Here is a 17,201-nt window from a genome sequence, read left to right as displayed (position 1 = left end):
GGCGCAAGCGCCCGCGCGCGAAGCTCGAAACGTCGGCCGGCGGGGTCGTGTATCGCCTGCACAACGGCGAGCCGCTGTTCCTCCTCATTCGCGACAGCTACAAGAACTGGGGGTTTCCCAAGGGGCACCTCGAAACCGACGAGGCGCCCGACGCCGCGGCGGTGCGCGAGGTGCGCGAGGAAACGGGGCTCGCCGACGTCCTGCTGGACGGCGAGATCGATACCATCGACTGGTTCTTCCGCTTCCGGGGCAAGCTCGTGCACAAGGTCTGTCACTTCTTCCTCATGCGCACCGAGGTCGAGAACACCACGCCGCAGCGCGCCGAGGGGATCACGGCGTGCCGGTGGGCCTCGTTCGACGAGGCCACGGAGCTGGTGAGTTATGCGAATGCGCGCGATGTGTTGTTGCGGGCGAATGCCATGGTGCAGGGCGTCGATGTGAACGCCGATCCGGCCGAGCCGCCGCGCCGCCTCACCCCGCCACGGTCGATGCAGGCCATCGTCACGCCGTCGCCGTCCGACCCGTTTCGTTCCGCCTGAGCGCGTCCATGCCTCCCGCCGTGAAGAGTTCGGACCATGCGACGCCCATGCTCAGTATCGTGGCGCTGTGCAAGCGCGACCGTGCGCGGCAGCTGGTGCGCACGGCGTTCCCGCGCCGGCGGGCGCACGTCGTGTCGGCCAAGAGCGCGACCGAGGTGGAAGAGCAGCTGGTGAAGGCGCTCGTCGATGCGGTCATCATCGATGCCGGCGCGGGGGATGATGCCCAGCGTCTGATCGCGCGCGCCGATGAGTTTCAGAGTGTGCCGTTCGTGCTCGTCACCACGTTGCTTCCCGCCGACGCGCCGCTCGTGGCGCGTGCCGCCGAATCGGGCGTGTGTGAGGTGCTCATCGAAGGGGTGGATGACGCCACCGCGCGCGATCTCGTGTCGCGTCGGGCGTTCTCGACGCGATTCGAGCGCGCGCTGAGCAGTCCGCCACCGGTGCTGCACCTCGAAACGCCGCTACAGATCGCCGTCTGGCAGAGTGTGGTGAAGCGCGCCGGCCGGCCGGTGCGCACCGACCAGCTGGCGAAGGAGCTGAGCGTGTCGCGTGAGCATCTCTCGCGCAGCTTCGCCGTGGGGCAGGCGCCTACGCTCAAGAAGGTCATCGACCTCGTGCGGGTGCTGGCCGCGGCGGAGTTGTCCAAGAACGCGGGCTACGACGTGCGCGATGTGGCCGAGGTGCTGGGATTTGCGAGTTCGTCGCACCTGAGCAGTACGACCCAGCGCCTGGTGGGGGCGAAGGCTTCCAGCCTGAGCCGGTTGCGGGCCATGGACCTGCTGGACCGGTTCCAGCGTTATGCCACTGTTCCGGACACGGATGAGGGGGAGTCGGGAGCAGGGGTAGGGGTTGGGGGCGGTTCCAACCGACAGCCGAAAGCTGACGACTGACGACTCCGCCCGACGTTCGCGTGATCGTCGGGCGGAGCTCTCAGCTGTCGGTTCTCAGCTTTCAACACCCCCCTCACAAATCTGCCGTCCGCCCGCTCGCCGCTGGCGGGACGGGTTGCCCCACCCCACCCCTTGTGATAATTTTCACAAGCTGTACCCGAACCGCCTCCACTTCGGTTCGTCCCGCGGTTTTCTGAATTCGCATCGCCCGCGCGCGTCACGCGTGCTCCCGCGCATTTTCACTGCATATACACGCCCAGCATCATGGCCACCCAGACCGCCCTGCGTCCCGGCGAAATCAAGGACATCCTCCTCCGTGAGATCGAGGCCGCCGACCTCGCCGATCTCAACGTTGAGGAAGTCGGTACCGTCCTCGAGGTGAAGGACGGCATCGCCCGCATCTACGGCCTCGGCAAGTGCATGGCCGGCGAAATGCTCGAGTTCACGTCGTCGGAGACCAAGCAGGTCATCACCGGCATGGCGCTGAACCTCGAAGAGGACAACATCGGCGCCGTCATCCTGGGCGACTACCTGCAGCTCAAGGAAGGCGACGAAGTCCGCCGCACCGCGCGCGTGCTCGAAGTGCCCGTCGGCCCGGAACTCATCGGCCGCGTCGTCGATCCCCTTGGCCGTCCGATCGACGGACTCGGCGAGATCCGCGCGACCCATTTCCGCAAGGTCGAGTCGCCGGCCCCCGGCATCATCGTGCGCCAGCCCGTGAAGGAGCCGCTCCAGACGGGTATCAAGGCCATCGACAGCATGATCCCGATCGGCCGCGGCCAGCGCGAGCTCATCATCGGCGACCGCTCCACGGGCAAGACTGCCGTCGCGATCGACACGATCATCAACCAGAAGGGCCAGGGCGTCATCTGCGTGTACGTCGCCATCGGGCAGAAGGCGTCCACGATCGCCTCGGTGGTCGAGAAGCTGCGCCAGGCCGGCGCGCTCGAGTACACCATCGTCGTCGCCGCCTCGGCGTCCGACCCGGCCCCGATGCTCTACATCGCGCCCTACTCGGGCTGCTCGATGGCCGAGTACTTCATGTACAACGAGGGCAAGCCCACGCTGTGCGTGTACGACGACCTGTCGAAGCAGGCCGCGGCGTATCGCCAGCTGTCGCTCGTGCTCCGTCGTCCGCCGGGCCGCGAAGCGTATCCGGGTGACGTGTTCTATCTCCACAGCCGTCTCCTCGAGCGCGCGGCCAAGCTGCGTGAAGACGAAGGCGTGGTGGATGGCAAGAACATCCTCAAGCCGGGTGGCTCGCTTACCGCGCTCCCCATCATCGAGACGCAGGCCGGTGACGTGTCGGCCTACATCCCGACGAACGTCATCTCCATCACCGACGGCCAGATCTTCCTCGAGACCGACCTGTTCAACGCCGGCATCCGCCCGGCCGTGAACGTCGGCATCTCGGTGTCGCGCGTCGGTGGCTCGGCGCAGACGAAGGCCATGAAGAGCGTGGCTGGCCGTCTCCGTCTCGACCTCGCGCAGTTCCGCGAACTCGAAGCCTTCGCCGCGTTCGCGTCGGACCTCGACGCCGCCACGAAGCGCCAGCTCGAGCGTGGCGCGCGCACGGTCGAAATCCTCAAGCAGGGCCAGTACTCGCCGCTGCCGTTCGAAGAGCAGGTCGCGGTCATCTATGCGGTGACCAACGGCTTCCTCGACACCATCGACACCGGCAAGGTGCGGGCGTGGGAGAAGGGCTTCCTCGAGTACCTGCGCGCGCAGTTCCCGCAGATCCTCGACGGCATGCGCAGCAGCAAGGCGCTGGCGAAGGACGCCGAGGCCGAACTGAAGCGCGCCATCGAGCAGTACACGAAGTCGTTCGCCGCCTGAGCCCCGGGTAACTGACTCATGGCCAAGGGCCGGGAACTGAAGGGGCGCATCAAGTCCGTCGAGAACACGCGCAAGATCACGCGCACGATGGAAATGGTGGCCACTTCCAAGATGAAGCGCGCGGCGGACCGCGTGAGTGCTGCGCGGCCGTACGCGCTGGCGCTCGGCGAAGTCCTGTCGCACGTGTACACGCCGGAGCTCGCGGAACAGTTTCCGTTGCTCCGGCGCCCCGCGCAGATCAAGCGCGCGGCACTGGTGGTACTCACGGCGAATCGTGGACTCTGCGGCGCGTTCAACACCAACCTGCTTCGCGAGTCGCGTGCACGACTCGCCGAGTGGGAAGGACAGGGCGTGTCCGTCGAGCTCCACATCGTGGGGCGCAAAGGTATCGGCTTCTACAAGTACCTCGGCCGTACGCTCGCGAGCTCGCGCGCCGACATCGGTGATCGGCCCACGTCGGCCGATGCGTCGTCGCTCATCGACGAGCTGATGGCACGGTATGCGGCGGGCGACCTCGACGCCGTGTTCATCACCTACGCCAAGTACAAGTCGGCGCTGTCCACGCCGCCGGCCACCGAACAGGTGCTGCCGGTCGTGGCCCCCGGCTCGACGGGCGAGAGCACCGTCGCGCGCGACTTCATCCTCGCGCCGTCGGCCAACGAGATCCTCGAAGCGCTGTTGCCGCTCTATGTGCGCAACACCGTGTACCGGGCGCTCGTGGAAACGGCTGCCGGCGAGCAGGGCGCGCGCCGGACGGCCATGAAGAATGCGACCGACAACGCTACCGAGATGCTGCAGCTGCTCAAGCGCACGTACAACTCGGCGCGTCAGGCGCAGATCACGCAGGAAATCGCCGAAATCGTCGGCGGTGCATCGGCACTGCAGGGCTGACGTTTCACCATATCCAGTACGCAATCATGGCTACCACTGCCGCGCCGACCACTGTCGGCAAGATCGTTCAGGTCATCGGGCCCGTCATCGACGTGGCGTTCGAGAACGATCACCTGCCCGAGCTCTACAACGCCGTCACCGTTTCGGCCATCACGCCCGACGGACAGACGATCAAAGTGACCGCCGAAGTGCAGCAGCACATCGGCCGCAACCAGGTGCGTGCTGTCGCCATGTCGTCGACCGACGGCATCACGCGCGGCATGGACGTGGTCGATACCGGCAGCGCCATCACGGTTCCCGTGGGCGCGCCGGCTCTCGGCCGCATCCTCAACGTGCTTGGTGATCCGGTGGACGACGGTGCGCCGATTCCGGCGAACGCCGAGCGTTGGCCGATCCACCGCAAGCGCCCCGACTTCGTCAACCTCGAGCCGAAGACGGAAGTCTTCGAAACGGGCATCAAGGTCGTCGACCTCGTCGCCCCGTTCGTGAAGGGTGGCAAGATCGGTCTCTTCGGCGGCGCCGGCGTGGGCAAGACGGTCATCATTCAGGAGCTCATCAACAACGTCGCGAAGGGCCACGGCGGTAAGTCCGTGTTCTGCGGCGTGGGTGAGCGCACGCGTGAAGGCAACGACCTCTATCTCGAATTCCAGGAAGCTGGCATTCTCGACAAGGTCGCGCTGATCTACGGTCAGATGAACGAGCCGCCAGGTGCGCGTCTGCGCGTGGCCCTCGCCGGTCTCACGGTCGCCGAGTATTTCCGCGACATGGAGAACGCCGACGTGCTCGTGTTCGTCGACAACATCTTCCGCTTCACGCAGGCCGGTTCCGAAGTGTCCGCGCTTCTGGGCCGCATGCCCAGCGCCGTGGGGTACCAGCCCACGCTGGCGACGGAAATGGGTGAGCTGCAGGAGCGCATCACCTCCACGCGCAACGGCTCGATCACCTCGGTGCAGGCCATTTACGTGCCGGCCGACGACCTGACGGACCCCGCGCCGGCCACGGCGTTCGCGCACCTTGATGCCACGGTCGTGCTCAACCGCAAGATCACCGAGCTCGGCATCTACCCCGCCGTGGACCCGCTCGACTCGACGTCGCGCATTCTCGACGCGCAGTACGTGGGCGAGCGTCACTACAATGCCGCGACGACCACGCAGCGCATCCTGCAGCGCTACAAGGAGCTTCAGGACATCATCGCCATCCTTGGCATGGACGAGCTTTCGGAAGACGACAAGAAGATCGTGGGCCGTGCCCGTCGTCTGCAGCGTTTCATGTCGCAGCCGTTCGCCGTGGCCGAACAGTTCACGGGTATCCCCGGCAAGTACGTGAAGCTCGAGGAGACGATCTCCAGCTTCGAGCGCATCTGCGCCGGTGAGTTCGATACTCTTCCCGAGCAGGCCTTCTTCATGGCCGGTGGCGTGGAAGACGTGGTGGCCAACGCGAAGAAGCTCCAGGGCTGATCCGTGGCCGATCTCAAGGTGTCGGTGATCTCCCCCGAGCGCGTGCTGTACGAAGGCACGGCGCGCGGGGTGATCGCTCCGGCGTTCGACGGTGAAGTGGGCATTCTGCCCATGCATGCGCCGCTCATGACGCTGCTGGGTCGCGGGACACTGCGCGTGGACACTGCCGAGGGCGAGCAGCGCTTCCAGGTGGACGGCGGATTCTTGCAGGTGGTGGATGACGCTGTGCGCGTGGTGACGGAGCAGGCGACGGCGGCCTGACGGCCGCAGTTCTTGGTTCCGAGTTGTGAGTGTGTAGTTGGAGGATTGCGCGCCCCATCTGCGTGGCGCGCGTGTCGCCGCGGGGCTCGTCGTGCAGGAGCGGTGCCCGACGAGCCACCGCGCCGACCGAAAGATCAAGCGCCAACGCCGTTCGACGGTCACGTCGGGCGGCGTTTGTCATTTGGGGCTGGCGCCATGGGATGAGCCGCACGGTCATCACCGTTGGTCCCGAAATGCGAAATGTTCGTCACCGAAACGCACGGGAGCGCAACGGTCGCGAAGCATAGGGCGTAGGTAGGGCACGCAAGTGCGGCGCACCACCGCCGATATGCACGGTGCAGGTCGCAGCGTGTCTGCTCGCGTCATCCCCAGCTCTCCATGCCCCTCCGTGTTGCCGCTCTCGGCCAACTCCCCGGCACGCTGCTCGCGCAGCTTACCGATCTGGCCGTTTCGATGGATTTGGTGGTGCTCGGGCAGGCGCCCGACACCCGCGCTGCCGCGTCGGCGCTGTCGCACTCCATCCCCGATATCGCCGTCGTCAGTACCACGTTCAGCGATGGAACCGGCTTCAGCTTCGTGCGTGAGCTCCCCGCCGGGCAACGCCCCGTTGGTCTCGTGTTCGTGGGCGCGCGTGAAGATGAGGCGGTGACTGCCTTCGAGTTGCAGGCCACGGACTTCCTGTTGTGGCCGGCGGCGGAGGGGCGCCTGCGTGATGCGCTCGTGCGCGCGAAACAGCAGGTGCTGCAGCTGTCGCTGTTGCGGACGGCGGACGAACTGCAGCGGTTGCTCACGGAAGCGGGTGGGAGCAGTGGCCTTGACCTCGCCGGCCTCTTCCGCGGGCGCAGCGAGTCGACGGTCGCGGCCACCGGTGGAGACACGGTCCGTCGGCGTCGGGCGGCGGGCGGGGCATCGACGGGCACGCTTATCGCCTCGTCGCCCTGGCGTGCGACGGGGCGTACCGGTGACGTGCGCGCCAAGGGCGGCCGCGACGGTGAGGAAGGGGTGCTGGACCTCTCGCAGGAAGACGGCGGCCGGGGGGAAACCGAGGGCCGCCCGTTGCGCGTGCTCGTGCGCGAAGGGCGCCGCACCCGCTTTGTGCCCCTCGTGGATGTCGATTGGTTCGAAGCCGACGGCAACTACATCCGGGTGCACGCCGGTGGCGAGAAGTACCGCACGCGTGGCACGATCACGGCCATCGAGGCGGCGCTCGACCCACGGCAGTTCGTCCGCATTCACCGTCGCGTTGTCGTGAACATGGACCGCGTGCGCGAAATGAGCCCGCTCCCCGGTGGCGATGGTTTGCTGGTGCTTGGCGACGGCTCCACGCTGCGCCTCTCGCGGACGTATCGGTCGCGGGTGCGGTGAGAGCGGTGACCGAAAGCTGAAGGCTGCAGACTGAAAGCTCCCCCCGATATCACGCGATGCCAGGGGGAGCTTTCAGTCTTCGGTTTTCAGTCATCAGTCATCCCCCCGGTGACCCGCCTCACCAAGTTCGCGCCCCCGCGGATCCCCAACGCGCCCCCAGTGGTACAAGCCACGATCGATTCAGGCTAATGTGCGGCCTGAACCCATTCTCTTTCGACTGGAGATCGTATCATGGCGTGTTCCCCGTGGAGTCGTATGGCTGTCGCTGTTGCCGCGGCGATGGTTGGTCTCGTGGTGGCTGCCCCTCGCGTGGTCGACGCGCAGGCGTACAACTACCCGTCCATGCAGACCCCACGGGCGAGTACTCGCGATTACACCGCCGGGATCGTGGGCGGTGCCGGATCCACGTTCCTGTTCCAGTGGCGTGAGGGGTTGAGCAAGACGCTGCATTGGCAGATCGACGCCGGCTTCGCCGACCCTGAGGGCGGGGTCGATCCGTTGTTCTTCGTGGGGGGCAGTCTCGGCAAGGAGCTCACGCGCGCCCGCGCGGATCAGCCGCTGGATATGCTGCTCACGGTCGGGGCCGGTGCCGCGTTCGGTGGGAATGCCACGGTGTTCCGCTTGCCGGTGGGGATCAGCGTGGGGCACACGTTCGACCTCGAGGAGGGGATGACCATCACGCCGTTCGTGCATCCGCGGTTGTCGGTCGATGCCTGCGGCCGTTGCGGTAGCAACACCACGTCGCGGAGCAATCTGAGCGCCAATTTCGACCTCGGTGCGCACTGGCAGGTGAACCGCCAGTTCGGGGTGCGCGCGTCGGCTTCGTTCAGCGGGTCGGATCTGGTCGGCACCGATGAGACGGTGGCCATCGGGTTCAGCTGGTCGCCTGCGGGGCTGTCCCGCCGTTAGTCACCGGCGCACGTGAAGGCAAGCCGAAGCGTGGGGAAACGCGGCCGACGGCCGCGTTTTTTCATTTCGCTCACCCGGTTCGGTCTGCGAGTCCAATCCACGGTTCGGAAACTACGCGCTACGAATCGGTGCAAATACGTACAGGACGTACCTGAGTGTGATGATCGGGATTGATTTCAGTGACGAATTCGGTACCATTGCTGTTCGCACTGCCGAGGTGGGTACCGCGCGACGCGCCGAGGGTCCGATGGCTGCGTTTCGTCCTACCTTGTCCGTGAAGTGAAGGAACCAGTATCTGAACAACATGCCGCGACGCGTTTCCCGTCCCCCGTGATGGGCGCGTCCGGCACTATGCAGTCCCGGTGTCTCCGGCCCCGAAGCAACCGGAGCCATCGGAACTCCCGGTCGTTGGCAGCCCCCACAGCTGTCCGATCGGGAACTCCCCAGGTCGCGACGCAGCGCACCCGCCTGCTGTCGCGGCGTGGGGTCTATCTCCCCCGTTTCCGGCATATGTGCGCCGAGGGCTGAGCATGTCGAGACTGATGCGGTGGTTGTACCGGTTCCCCGCGGCGGTCCTGTTGTTTCTGTTGCCGAGCATGGCACAGGCGCAGGGGCCTGCTATTATCACGGGCCAAGTCAAGAGCGAATTTGGTGATCCGCTCGAGAACGCCAACGTCTACATCGTGGAACTCGCCATTTCGGTGGGAACCAGCGCGACGGGCAAGTACACGCTCACGATCCCGGCCGACCGTGTCCGCGGACAGGCGCTGCAGCTGCGCGCCCGCGCGATCGGCTACAAGGCCGAGCTGAAGCCGCTGACGATTCGGGCCGGCAACCAGACGATCGACTTCTCGCTGCAGAAGGACGTGAACCGTCTGCAGGAAATCGTCACCACGGGCGTGACGGGCGCGACGGAGCAGAAGAAGCTCGCGTTCTCGGTGGCCCAAGTGAGCGACAAGGACATGCCGGTTCCCGGCTCCAACCCCCTCGCGCAGCTGCAGGGTAAGGTCGCGGGTGCCAACATCGTGTCGGCGTCGGGTCGGCCGGGTACGGCGCCCGCCATCATCCTCCGTGGTCCCCAGTCGATCAACGCGTCCGGCCGTGGCCAGGACCCGCTCTACATCATCGACGGCGTGATCTCGCAGGGCGGTCTGCAGGACATCAATCCGCAGGACATCGAGAACATCGAGGTCGTGAAGGGTGCTGCCGCCTCGTCGCTGTATGGCTCGCGCGCTGGTAACGGCGTCATTCAGATCACCACCCGCTCCGGCAAGAACCAGTCGGAAGGCGTGCGCTTCCGCGCGCAGGTGGAATACGGGCAGTCGGACATCGAGCGTGAGTATAAGTACCCCACTACGCACTTCATGCTGATGGACGAGACGGCCTCCCGGTTCTGCGTCACGGTTTCCGGTGTCGCCGACTGCTCGCGCACGGTCGATATCTACAAAGAGGCGTATCGCATCAACAACGACGGCGGGGACTTCTCGCTGCCGCCGGTGACGTTTGCCAACGATGGCGGGATTTCGCGGAATCCGGGTGCCGTGGGGTCCCGTGCGTTGTACCAGGTCAATCAGTTCCCGCAGACCTTCAATCCCATCGAGCAGTTCCTGACGAACGGTCAGGTGGTCAATTCCACGCTGGACGCCACGGGCCGTGTGGGTCGCACCAACTTCTTCGCCTCGTTGAACCAGCTTCGTCAGGAAGGCTCGGTCAAGTTGGTGCCGGGGTACACGCGTAACTCAATGCGATTGAACGTCGATCAGCAGTTGGGTGGCAACATCAACTTCTCGCTGCGTTCCAACTACTCGACGGCCAACGACTACAACAACGGTGTCGGCTGGTTCGGCCTCACGCGTCAGCCTGCCAACGCGCAGCTGTTCGCCACCGACTCCAAGGGCCGCCTGTACATCCGCACCGTGGCGCAGAACCAGGGTGCGCAGAATGTGAACCCGGCGTACAACTCACAGAACTTTCAGCCGCTCAACCGCATCGACCGTTTCGTCGGCAATGCCACGGCGCGGTGGACGCCGCTTTCGTGGCTGGACGGCGAGTTCAACTTCGGGTTTGACGGCCGGAACAACTTCCAGGAATCGCAGCAGGATCGCGGGTACCGCACCTCGGCGCTCAGCTCCACCAACCTCGGCTCGATCAGCCGCAGCGCCGGCCGCTCCTACTCCCTCAACGCCTCCGGTAACCTGTCGGCGCGCCGCAACTGGTTCTCCGACGCTCTCTCGTCACGCCTGACGCTGCGTTACCTGTACGAAACGCAGGACTCGCGGTCGCAGAGCACCGGTGGTAACAATCTCGCCGTGCCGGGCCTGCAGGACCCCGATGCGGCAATCACGGATTTCTTCACTTCCGGTGGGACGTCGACCGTCCGTCAGCTCGGGTTCTTCACGAACCTCGACCTTGACTACAAGGGCCGCTACATCGTCGGCGCCCTCGTCCGTCGCGATGCCGCCTCGTTGTTCGGTGCGGCCAACCGCTGGCAGACCTACGGCCGCGCCTCGTTCGCCTGGCGTCTGTCGGACGAGCCGTGGTTCAACCTGAACCAGATTTCCGATCTCAAGTTCCGCTACTCCGTCGGCCAGGCGGGCAATCGTCCCAACTTCACGGCCCAGTACGAAACGTTCACGATCGGTGCCGGTGGCGCGCTCAATCCGAGTCAGCTCGGCAACAAGAACCTCCGTCCCGAAGTGTCCACGGAGACCGAGTACGGCATGGACATGGAGCTGTTCGGTAAGTATGGCCTGACGCTGACGAGGTCGCGAAATGTCATCGACGACCAGCTGCTGCAGCCGCCGCCGCCCGCGGCCGCCGGTTTCGCGAGCCAGTGGACGAACGCCGGGCAGCTCACGAACAACACGTTCGAAGCCTCACTCAACATTCCGATCATCGCGACCCGCGCGGTCGACTACTCGGTCCGGTTCAACCTCGATCGCACCACGTCGGTCATTACGCGCCTCGATATTCCGGAGTACTTCGTGGAAGGGACGATGTTCAAGATCGTCCAGGGCGGCTCCATGGGGCAGATCTATGGCCGCCGTTTCGTGAAGGACTGCGCGCAGCTGCCGGCCGACTTCCAGGCACGCTGCGGCTCCGGCCTCGACTACCAGCGGAATTCGGATGGATTCATCGTGTACGTCGGACAGGGCAACACGCTTGCCGACGGCATCACGAAGAATCTGTGGATGACCCGCGTCCCGGCGGCGCAGGCTCCGTGGAAGGGCGGTACCTCGGGCGAGCCGTTGAACTGGGGCATGCCGATCCTCGAGCGCGACGCCAACGGCGCCGTGCCCGTGTTGCCGGTGGGTCAGGCCCTTCCGCGCTTCCGCTGGTCGGCGGCGCAGAACTTCCGCTACAAGCGGTTCACCGCCTACGGCCTGCTCGACGCCACGATCGGGAAGGATGTCTGGAACCAGGGACGCCAGTGGTCGCTCGGCGACTTCATGCACCGCGATACGGACCAGCAGGGCAAGTCCGTCGCCGACGCCAAGCCGTTGGGCTACTACTTCCGCGCGGTTTCGACGGGCGGCATCGGTGGTCTCTACGACGTGCTCGGCCCCAACAATAACACGGTCGAAGACGCCAGCTTCGTGAAGCTGCGTGAACTGTCGGTGGGCTACCGGATCGGCTCGATTGCCGGCGTGGGCAACTGGAACCTCGCCCTCATCGGTCGCAACCTGCTCACGTTCACCAAGTATACGGGCTTCGATCCCGAAGTAGGCTTGGGGGGTGGCCAGCTCGGTTCGGCGGTGCTCAACGCCAACGACGGCTACACCTTCCCGAACTTGCGGCAGTTTACGATTTCGCTCAGCACCAGCTTCTGACCCTGGAGTCCATGGCGCGTGAGGCGTGCAAGACCCTCACGCGCGTGGACAGCCTTTAGAGGAGAATCGATGCGTAAGCACGTTTCGCAGTGCATCGCGGGCGGTGGGATGCTGCTGGGGCTCATCGCCTGCAGCGGCGACTCACTGAACGTCGTCAATGTCAACGATCCGGACGTGGCCCGAGCCTACTCTACACCTGCGGGTGTGGAAGCGGTCGTGGCCGGACTCGGGGTGCAGTTGAACAACACCCAGCGCGCGACCGAATCGGTCAACACCCAGGCGCGCATTCTTTCCGGCGAAAACATCGCGTCGGTCGCCAACTTCGGTATGGCGGCGCGGTCGCAGATTCCCCGCTCGATCATCTCGAATGAACTCGGGAATGACAACCAGTCGGGTAACCTCGCGAACTTCAACCAGTTCTCCCGCGTCTCGCGAACGGCGTCCAATGCCATCGCGGCGGTGAACCGCCTGCTGACGGCCGGCGTCACCATCGGCAGTCCGGCGCAAGACGCCAGGGCGAAGGCCTTTGCGTTCTTCATCCTTGGCCAATCCCTCGGGAACCTCTCGCTCGCCTACGACTCCGCGGCGATCGTGACGCCGGCCACACCCAGTGACGTGGTGCCGGGGCTCTCCAGCGCGGCCCAGGTCAATGCCGCCGCGCTGCAGATGCTGGACTCGGCCATCGCCATTGCGAACTCGCCGGCGGCAACCACCGGTGCGAACGGATTCCCGCTGCCGACCACGTGGATCAGCGGCGTGGCAGTGACGCGTGACGGGTTCGTGCGCCTTGCCCGGTCGTTCAAGGCACGCTTCCGCGCTGGTGTGGCCCGCAATGCGGCGCAGCGCGCCGCGGTGAACTGGCCGCTGGTCATCGACGATGCGACGAATGGCATCACGGCGGATCACAACATCACCCTCGGCGGCACCACGGGGTGGTCGGCCGCGTACGACTTCAACCAGATGTATGTGGTTGGTGGCTGGCATGCCGTGCCGTACTACTACTACGGCATGGCCGACGTCTCCGGCTCGTACGACGCCTGGTTGGCCACGGCACGTGATTCACGCAGTGACTTCACGGTCGTGACGCCCGACACGCGTTGGCCGCGCGGCAACACCCGTGCGGCGCAGCAGGCCACCGCGCCGACGCTGGCGCTCCCGACGGGCGTGTACTTCCGCAACCGTCCGACCGGCGAAGACGTGCCGCTCGTGGGTCCCGGTGATTCACAGTACGATCATCGTCGCTACGGCGCGCAATGGCTCAACTCCGTACAGGGCCCGTACACCGATATGTCCAAGACGGAAATGGACATGCTCGCTGCCGAGGGCCATATCCGCGGGGGTAACCTTTCGGCTGCGGCCGCGCTGGTGAACGTCACGCGCCTGAAGAACGGTCTCGATCCGATCGGCACCGTCGCGAGCGCGACGGCACCGTATTCGACCGACCTGACGAAGTGCGTGCCGCGAGTGCCCGTGGCACCGAATTTCACGTCGACGGCGTGTGGCAGCCTGCTGGAAGCGATGAAGTACGAGAAGCGCATGGAAACGGCGTATACCGGTTACTTCATCTGGATGGCGGACAACCGTGGCTGGGGTGATCTAGTGGAAGGGACGGTCGTGGAATGGCCGGTGCCCTACCAGGAAATGCAGGCCCGGCAGAAGCCCTACTACAACGGCACGAACCGCGCGCCGCGCGGGACGTACGGGTTCTAAGATGCGAGGGCACCGGAGCCTCCCGTCTCGCTCGCGATCGGACGTGATTGCGCAGCGGTCCGTGAGCGTTCTGTGTGCGCTGGCGCTGGCGCTGCAACTCGGGTGCTTTTCGTATCGCCCGATGCAGTCCGCGCCCCCCGTCGTGGCCCAACAGGTCGGGGTCGTGATCAATGATCGCGGTCGCGTCCTGCTGGGGGAACGGGTCGGCGCCAGTGTCGACCGGATCGAAGGAAAAGTGATCAGCCGGCAAGGCGGATTTCTGGTGCTCGACGTGTATCGCGTGACCGACTTACGCGGTAGCACGGCTACGTGGACGGGAGAACGGGTCTCGATTCCCGAGGAAGCGATCGCGGGGTATCGCGCTCGCAAGTTCTCCGCGTTCAAGACGCTCCTGCTGGTTGGTATTATCGCGTCGGCCATCATCGGAACGCTTGGCAAGAGCCTCGATCTCTTCGGAGACGAGCTTGCCGAGCGTCCCGGCGAGGGGCCGCAACAGTCCTGAGCGGCTACGCATTCGCGTGGCCGTCTCGCTCAACGTTTCAGATTCGCTTCTTCTCGGAGTCCTTGCCTTATGCGGTTCTCCCGACTTGCAGGTCTTGTCACAGCAGTGATGACGATGGTCGGCTGCAGTGAGCCCAGCGATGCGCCCACTACGCCGAACATCCCGCCACTGGCCTACGTTCGGTACATCAACGCGGTGCCCGACACACTGAACACCACGGTGCGCTTCATCGATCAGGTGGAGTATTCGCCTATGACGTTCGTGAACGTCGCGTTCCGTGCGCTTGGTCAGGGCAACTACCAGCCCACCGCCGCCGGGTCACGCAAGTTCCGCGTGTTCACGGCTGACGCCGTAAACTTCAGCGCCGCTGGTAACACCACCGTTCTGGTGGATACGACCATCACATTCGAAGCGGGCAAGTACTACACGCTGCTGCACTCGGGCTTTGCCCGGGCGGGCGCGTCGCCGCGTCAGCGCATCGTGGTCCTGAACGACGTGTTCCCCACGGTGACCGGCGCCAACATCGCGCTCCGCGCCATTCACCAGGCGTTCGGCGTGGGTGCGGTCGATCTGCACGCGGCGCCCAGCGCGACGGCCACGCTTTCCTCGGCCACGCGTCTGGTGCCCAACTTCGCTGAAGCGGCGGTGTCGCCGTACGTGACGGCCGCGGTTGGTCCGCTCGCGGCGGCCGTGACGGCGCCGGGTGCCTTCACGGCGCTCGTCGCTGCGGCGGCGCCGGCCGGTACGGCCGGTACGACGTCGGTCGATCCGATCGGTGGCTCCACCATCGGTGGCTCGATCATCACGGCCATCGCATACCCCGCCTCGCCGGCGAACTCGGCGGGTGCGCGCTTCGCCGCGCCTGGCATCGTCTACTATCTCGACAAGCAGCCGCCGCGCACCACGCCGTAACTTTGGCGAGGGCAGGTGGTAGAGAAGGGGGGAGTCCTCGCGGACTTCCCCCTTCGACGTACCCGTCCCATTACTCATTGTGCGCAACATCCCCGCATTCACCGCTTCACGCCTGCGTGTCAGCGCAGTGCTCCTGATGATCGGCGCGTCTTTCGCGCCGGTCTCGCTCGTGGCGCAGGTGATCCGTGGGACGGCGCGCCGCGCCGACACCGAAAGCCCCTTGCCGCGGGCGCGCATCATGGCGCTGTCGCTCGATGGCCGCTCGATCGGTGAGACCTATTCCGGTGACGACGGCCGGTTCCTGCTCACGGTGAATGCACGCCGGGAGCCGTTCGCGATTTCCGTGATGCGCATCGGCATGAAGCCCACGCTGTCGGGGATGCTCGATCTTGGCCCGCGCGACACGCTCGATGTGGACTTCAGCGTGTCGGAAGAGGCGGTACGAACCGACACGGTGCGCGTTCGTGCCGCCCCTGGCCTCAACGAGATCCGCCTGCGTGAAGCCGAACGGCGCGGATGGAAGGTCTTCCATCCGAAAGACGTGGCGAGCATCCGTGACCGCGTGATGAGCTTCGAGGACATGCTGCGCTCCACGGGGTATCCGGGGCTCATCATTTCCCCGCGTCGTGAGGACTGCATCAGGACGACCCGAACCAACCGCTGCCTGCTCATCGTGCTGGATGGCCAGCCGCTCGGCGGCAGCTATCCGAATATCAATCCGCGCGACGTATACTTCATGGCCCTGCTCACGCCCAATCAGGCGATGCTGCAGTTCGGTGATCGCGGACCCAATGGCGCGCTCATGATTCACACCCGCGCGGCCGGCGACAAGATCACCTTCGACAAGGATCCGCCGCCGTCGCTTTAGGCGATCAAGGGGTCAGAGTCGTTGATCGGTCGTTGATCGGTTCAGCGTCAGGACCTCTCGTACGAGCGCCACGCTGCGCTCGGTGGCGCCGAGTTCCTGCTGCACCACGGCGCGCGCGCCATCGCCGGCCTGCACGCGTGCGGCCTGCGCCTGCTCGTCATTACCGAGCCACCCGCTGAGGGCGTTGATCAGCGCTTTCGCTGTATCGACGCTGCGTGCCGCCCCTGCCGCGAGCAACAGTCCGGCTTCACGGCTCATGTGATGTCCCGGGCCGAACAGCACCGGGGCACCGAAGGCCGCCGGCTCGATAGCCGAGTGCAGTCCGGCCTTGTGAAAGCCCCCACCCACGAAGGCTGCCGTGGCGTGCGCATAGAGATCGCCCAGCACGCCCACGCGGTCCACGATGAGCACATCGGTCTCGTCCGCATGGCGCTCTCCGCGCTCGACCTGCCCAAGCATGGCGTACCGTAGGGAAGCACGCTCCGCCCACGCGGTGAGTGGAGCGAGATGGGCGCGGGTGGGCTCGTGAGGGGCAATGACGATCCGCGCCGACGGCACCGACACGCGAAGCGATTCCCACGCCGGCAGCAGCACGGATTCGTCGGCGGGCCAGGTGGAGCCGGCGACCAACGTCGGTCGCGCACTCGCCGTCGCGCGCAGCAACGGCGCCATACGGTCGACTCGTTGCGCTCGCTCCCATACCTGGTCGAAGCGCGTGTCCCCCGTATGGTGAATGCACGACGCGTTCACACCAAGTTCGACCAACCGCGCACCATGCGATGCATCGATCACGCCCACCGCTGTCATGGCCGCGTACGCGTCGCGTAGCAGCGCGCGCGACACGGTCCCGCGTCGACCTGACCCTTCGGCCAGTGTGGCACTCAGCATCATCACCGGAATGCCGCGGCGCGTGGCGCGCTCCACGAGTATGGGCCACACATCGAGCTTCACGAACACCAGCACGCTGGGCTGCAGCGCATCCAGCAGCGCGTCAGCGTCGGCTGCCGAGTCGAATGGCAGGTAATCGGTGAAGTCCGCGCCCACGGAAGCGGCGAAACGCTCGGCGCTGGGCGAAAAAAATGAGTACGCCTGCTGTGCCTCGGGGAGCGCATGGCGCAACGCGTGGGCCACTGGACGTGCCTGCAGTCCCTCCCCGACGCTCGGTGCGTGCAGCCAGATGAGCCGGCGGTGTCTGTCGCGTGCGGCTGCGGCCTGCGCTTGCCAGCGGGCA

At 65.7% G+C, this 17,201-nt stretch carries 14 protein-coding genes; 13 read left to right on the top strand and 1 reads right to left on the bottom strand.

What is annotated here, in order from left to right:
* From ACIQ6O_RS04550 to ACIQ6O_RS04490, 13 genes are all read left to right on the top strand, one after another.
* Window positions 1-539 (top strand): NUDIX hydrolase (locus tag ACIQ6O_RS04550; RefSeq protein WP_396206601.1); only part of this gene is annotated, 539 nt, incomplete at its 5' end.
* 47 nt (window positions 540-586) lie between these two features.
* Window positions 587-1,429, top strand: coding sequence for a helix-turn-helix domain-containing protein (locus ACIQ6O_RS04545; RefSeq protein ID WP_396206600.1), 843 nt, complete (start codon window positions 587-589; stop codon window positions 1,427-1,429).
* A gap of 264 nt (window positions 1,430-1,693) precedes the next feature.
* Window positions 1,694-3,265, top strand: a complete 1,572-nt coding sequence (gene atpA / locus ACIQ6O_RS04540; RefSeq protein ID WP_396206599.1) for a F0F1 ATP synthase subunit alpha — start codon at window positions 1,694-1,696, stop codon at window positions 3,263-3,265.
* Between the two features lie 18 nt (window positions 3,266-3,283).
* On the top strand, window positions 3,284-4,156 hold the full coding sequence (gene atpG, locus ACIQ6O_RS04535; RefSeq protein ID WP_396206598.1) for an ATP synthase F1 subunit gamma: 873 nt from the start codon (window positions 3,284-3,286) through the stop codon (window positions 4,154-4,156).
* Window positions 4,157-4,179: 23 nt separating this feature from the next.
* Complete coding sequence (atpD, locus tag ACIQ6O_RS04530; protein WP_396206602.1) at window positions 4,180-5,613, top strand: F0F1 ATP synthase subunit beta; 1,434 nt, start codon at window positions 4,180-4,182, stop codon at window positions 5,611-5,613.
* Window positions 5,614-5,616: 3 nt separating this feature from the next.
* Window positions 5,617-5,874, top strand: a complete 258-nt coding sequence (gene atpC, locus ACIQ6O_RS04525; protein WP_396206597.1) for an ATP synthase F1 subunit epsilon — start codon at window positions 5,617-5,619, stop codon at window positions 5,872-5,874.
* A 378-nt stretch (window positions 5,875-6,252) separates the two neighbouring features.
* Window positions 6,253-7,239 carry a LytR/AlgR family response regulator transcription factor gene (locus ACIQ6O_RS04520; RefSeq protein ID WP_396206596.1) on the top strand — a complete coding sequence of 329 codons (987 nt, stop codon included), beginning with the start codon at window positions 6,253-6,255 and terminating at the stop codon, window positions 7,237-7,239.
* Window positions 7,240-7,494: 255 nt separating this feature from the next.
* Complete coding sequence (locus ACIQ6O_RS04515) at window positions 7,495-8,148, top strand: hypothetical protein (RefSeq protein WP_396206595.1); 654 nt, start codon at window positions 7,495-7,497, stop codon at window positions 8,146-8,148.
* Window positions 8,149-8,678: 530 nt separating this feature from the next.
* Window positions 8,679-11,978 carry a SusC/RagA family TonB-linked outer membrane protein gene (locus ACIQ6O_RS04510; RefSeq protein WP_396206594.1) on the top strand — a complete coding sequence of 1,100 codons (3,300 nt, stop codon included), beginning with the start codon at window positions 8,679-8,681 and terminating at the stop codon, window positions 11,976-11,978.
* Between the two features lie 69 nt (window positions 11,979-12,047).
* The gene (locus ACIQ6O_RS04505; RefSeq protein WP_396206593.1) at window positions 12,048-13,688 is read left to right on the top strand and encodes a hypothetical protein; all 1,641 of its coding nucleotides are present in this window, start codon (window positions 12,048-12,050) and stop codon (window positions 13,686-13,688) included.
* 61 nt (window positions 13,689-13,749) lie between these two features.
* Window positions 13,750-14,190, top strand: coding sequence for a hypothetical protein (locus ACIQ6O_RS04500; protein ID WP_396206592.1), 441 nt, complete (start codon window positions 13,750-13,752; stop codon window positions 14,188-14,190).
* Between the two features lie 108 nt (window positions 14,191-14,298).
* Window positions 14,299-15,102, top strand: coding sequence for a DUF4397 domain-containing protein (locus tag ACIQ6O_RS04495; RefSeq protein ID WP_396206591.1), 804 nt, complete (start codon window positions 14,299-14,301; stop codon window positions 15,100-15,102).
* Window positions 15,103-15,238: 136 nt separating this feature from the next.
* The gene (locus ACIQ6O_RS04490) at window positions 15,239-15,970 is read left to right on the top strand and encodes a carboxypeptidase-like regulatory domain-containing protein (RefSeq protein WP_396206590.1); all 732 of its coding nucleotides are present in this window, start codon (window positions 15,239-15,241) and stop codon (window positions 15,968-15,970) included.
* Window positions 15,971-15,982: 12 nt separating this feature from the next.
* Here ACIQ6O_RS04490 and ACIQ6O_RS04485 read toward each other — a convergent pair.
* Window positions 15,983-17,201, bottom strand: a 1,219-nt coding sequence (locus ACIQ6O_RS04485; protein ID WP_396206589.1) for a 3-deoxy-D-manno-octulosonic acid transferase, incomplete at its 5' end; no start/stop codon positions are given.

This window comes from Gemmatimonas sp. (genome assembly GCF_044345575.1).
Taxonomy (GTDB): Bacteria; Gemmatimonadota; Gemmatimonadetes; order Gemmatimonadales; family Gemmatimonadaceae; genus Gemmatimonas.
The sequence above is the reverse complement of the archived record's forward strand: the minus strand, read 5'-3'. Positions and strand labels throughout refer to the sequence as shown.

Coding starts and splice junctions, on each gene's coding strand:
- ACIQ6O_RS04515 (WP_396206595.1), top strand. CDS start 7,495: ATGGCTGTCGCTGTTGCCGCGGCGATGGTTGGTCTCGTGGTGGCTGCC.
- ACIQ6O_RS04510 (WP_396206594.1), top strand. CDS start 8,679: ATGTCGAGACTGATGCGGTGGTTGTACCGGTTCCCCGCGGCGGTCCTG.
- ACIQ6O_RS04520 (WP_396206596.1), top strand. CDS start 6,253: ATGCCCCTCCGTGTTGCCGCTCTCGGCCAACTCCCCGGCACGCTGCTC.
- ACIQ6O_RS04545 (WP_396206600.1), top strand. CDS start 587: ATGCTCAGTATCGTGGCGCTGTGCAAGCGCGACCGTGCGCGGCAGCTG.
- ACIQ6O_RS04495 (WP_396206591.1), top strand. CDS start 14,299: ATGACGATGGTCGGCTGCAGTGAGCCCAGCGATGCGCCCACTACGCCG.
- ACIQ6O_RS04490 (WP_396206590.1), top strand. CDS start 15,239: ATGATCGGCGCGTCTTTCGCGCCGGTCTCGCTCGTGGCGCAGGTGATC.
- atpA (WP_396206599.1), top strand. CDS start 1,694: ATGGCCACCCAGACCGCCCTGCGTCCCGGCGAAATCAAGGACATCCTC.
- ACIQ6O_RS04505 (WP_396206593.1), top strand. CDS start 12,048: ATGCGTAAGCACGTTTCGCAGTGCATCGCGGGCGGTGGGATGCTGCTG.
- atpG (WP_396206598.1), top strand. CDS start 3,284: ATGGCCAAGGGCCGGGAACTGAAGGGGCGCATCAAGTCCGTCGAGAAC.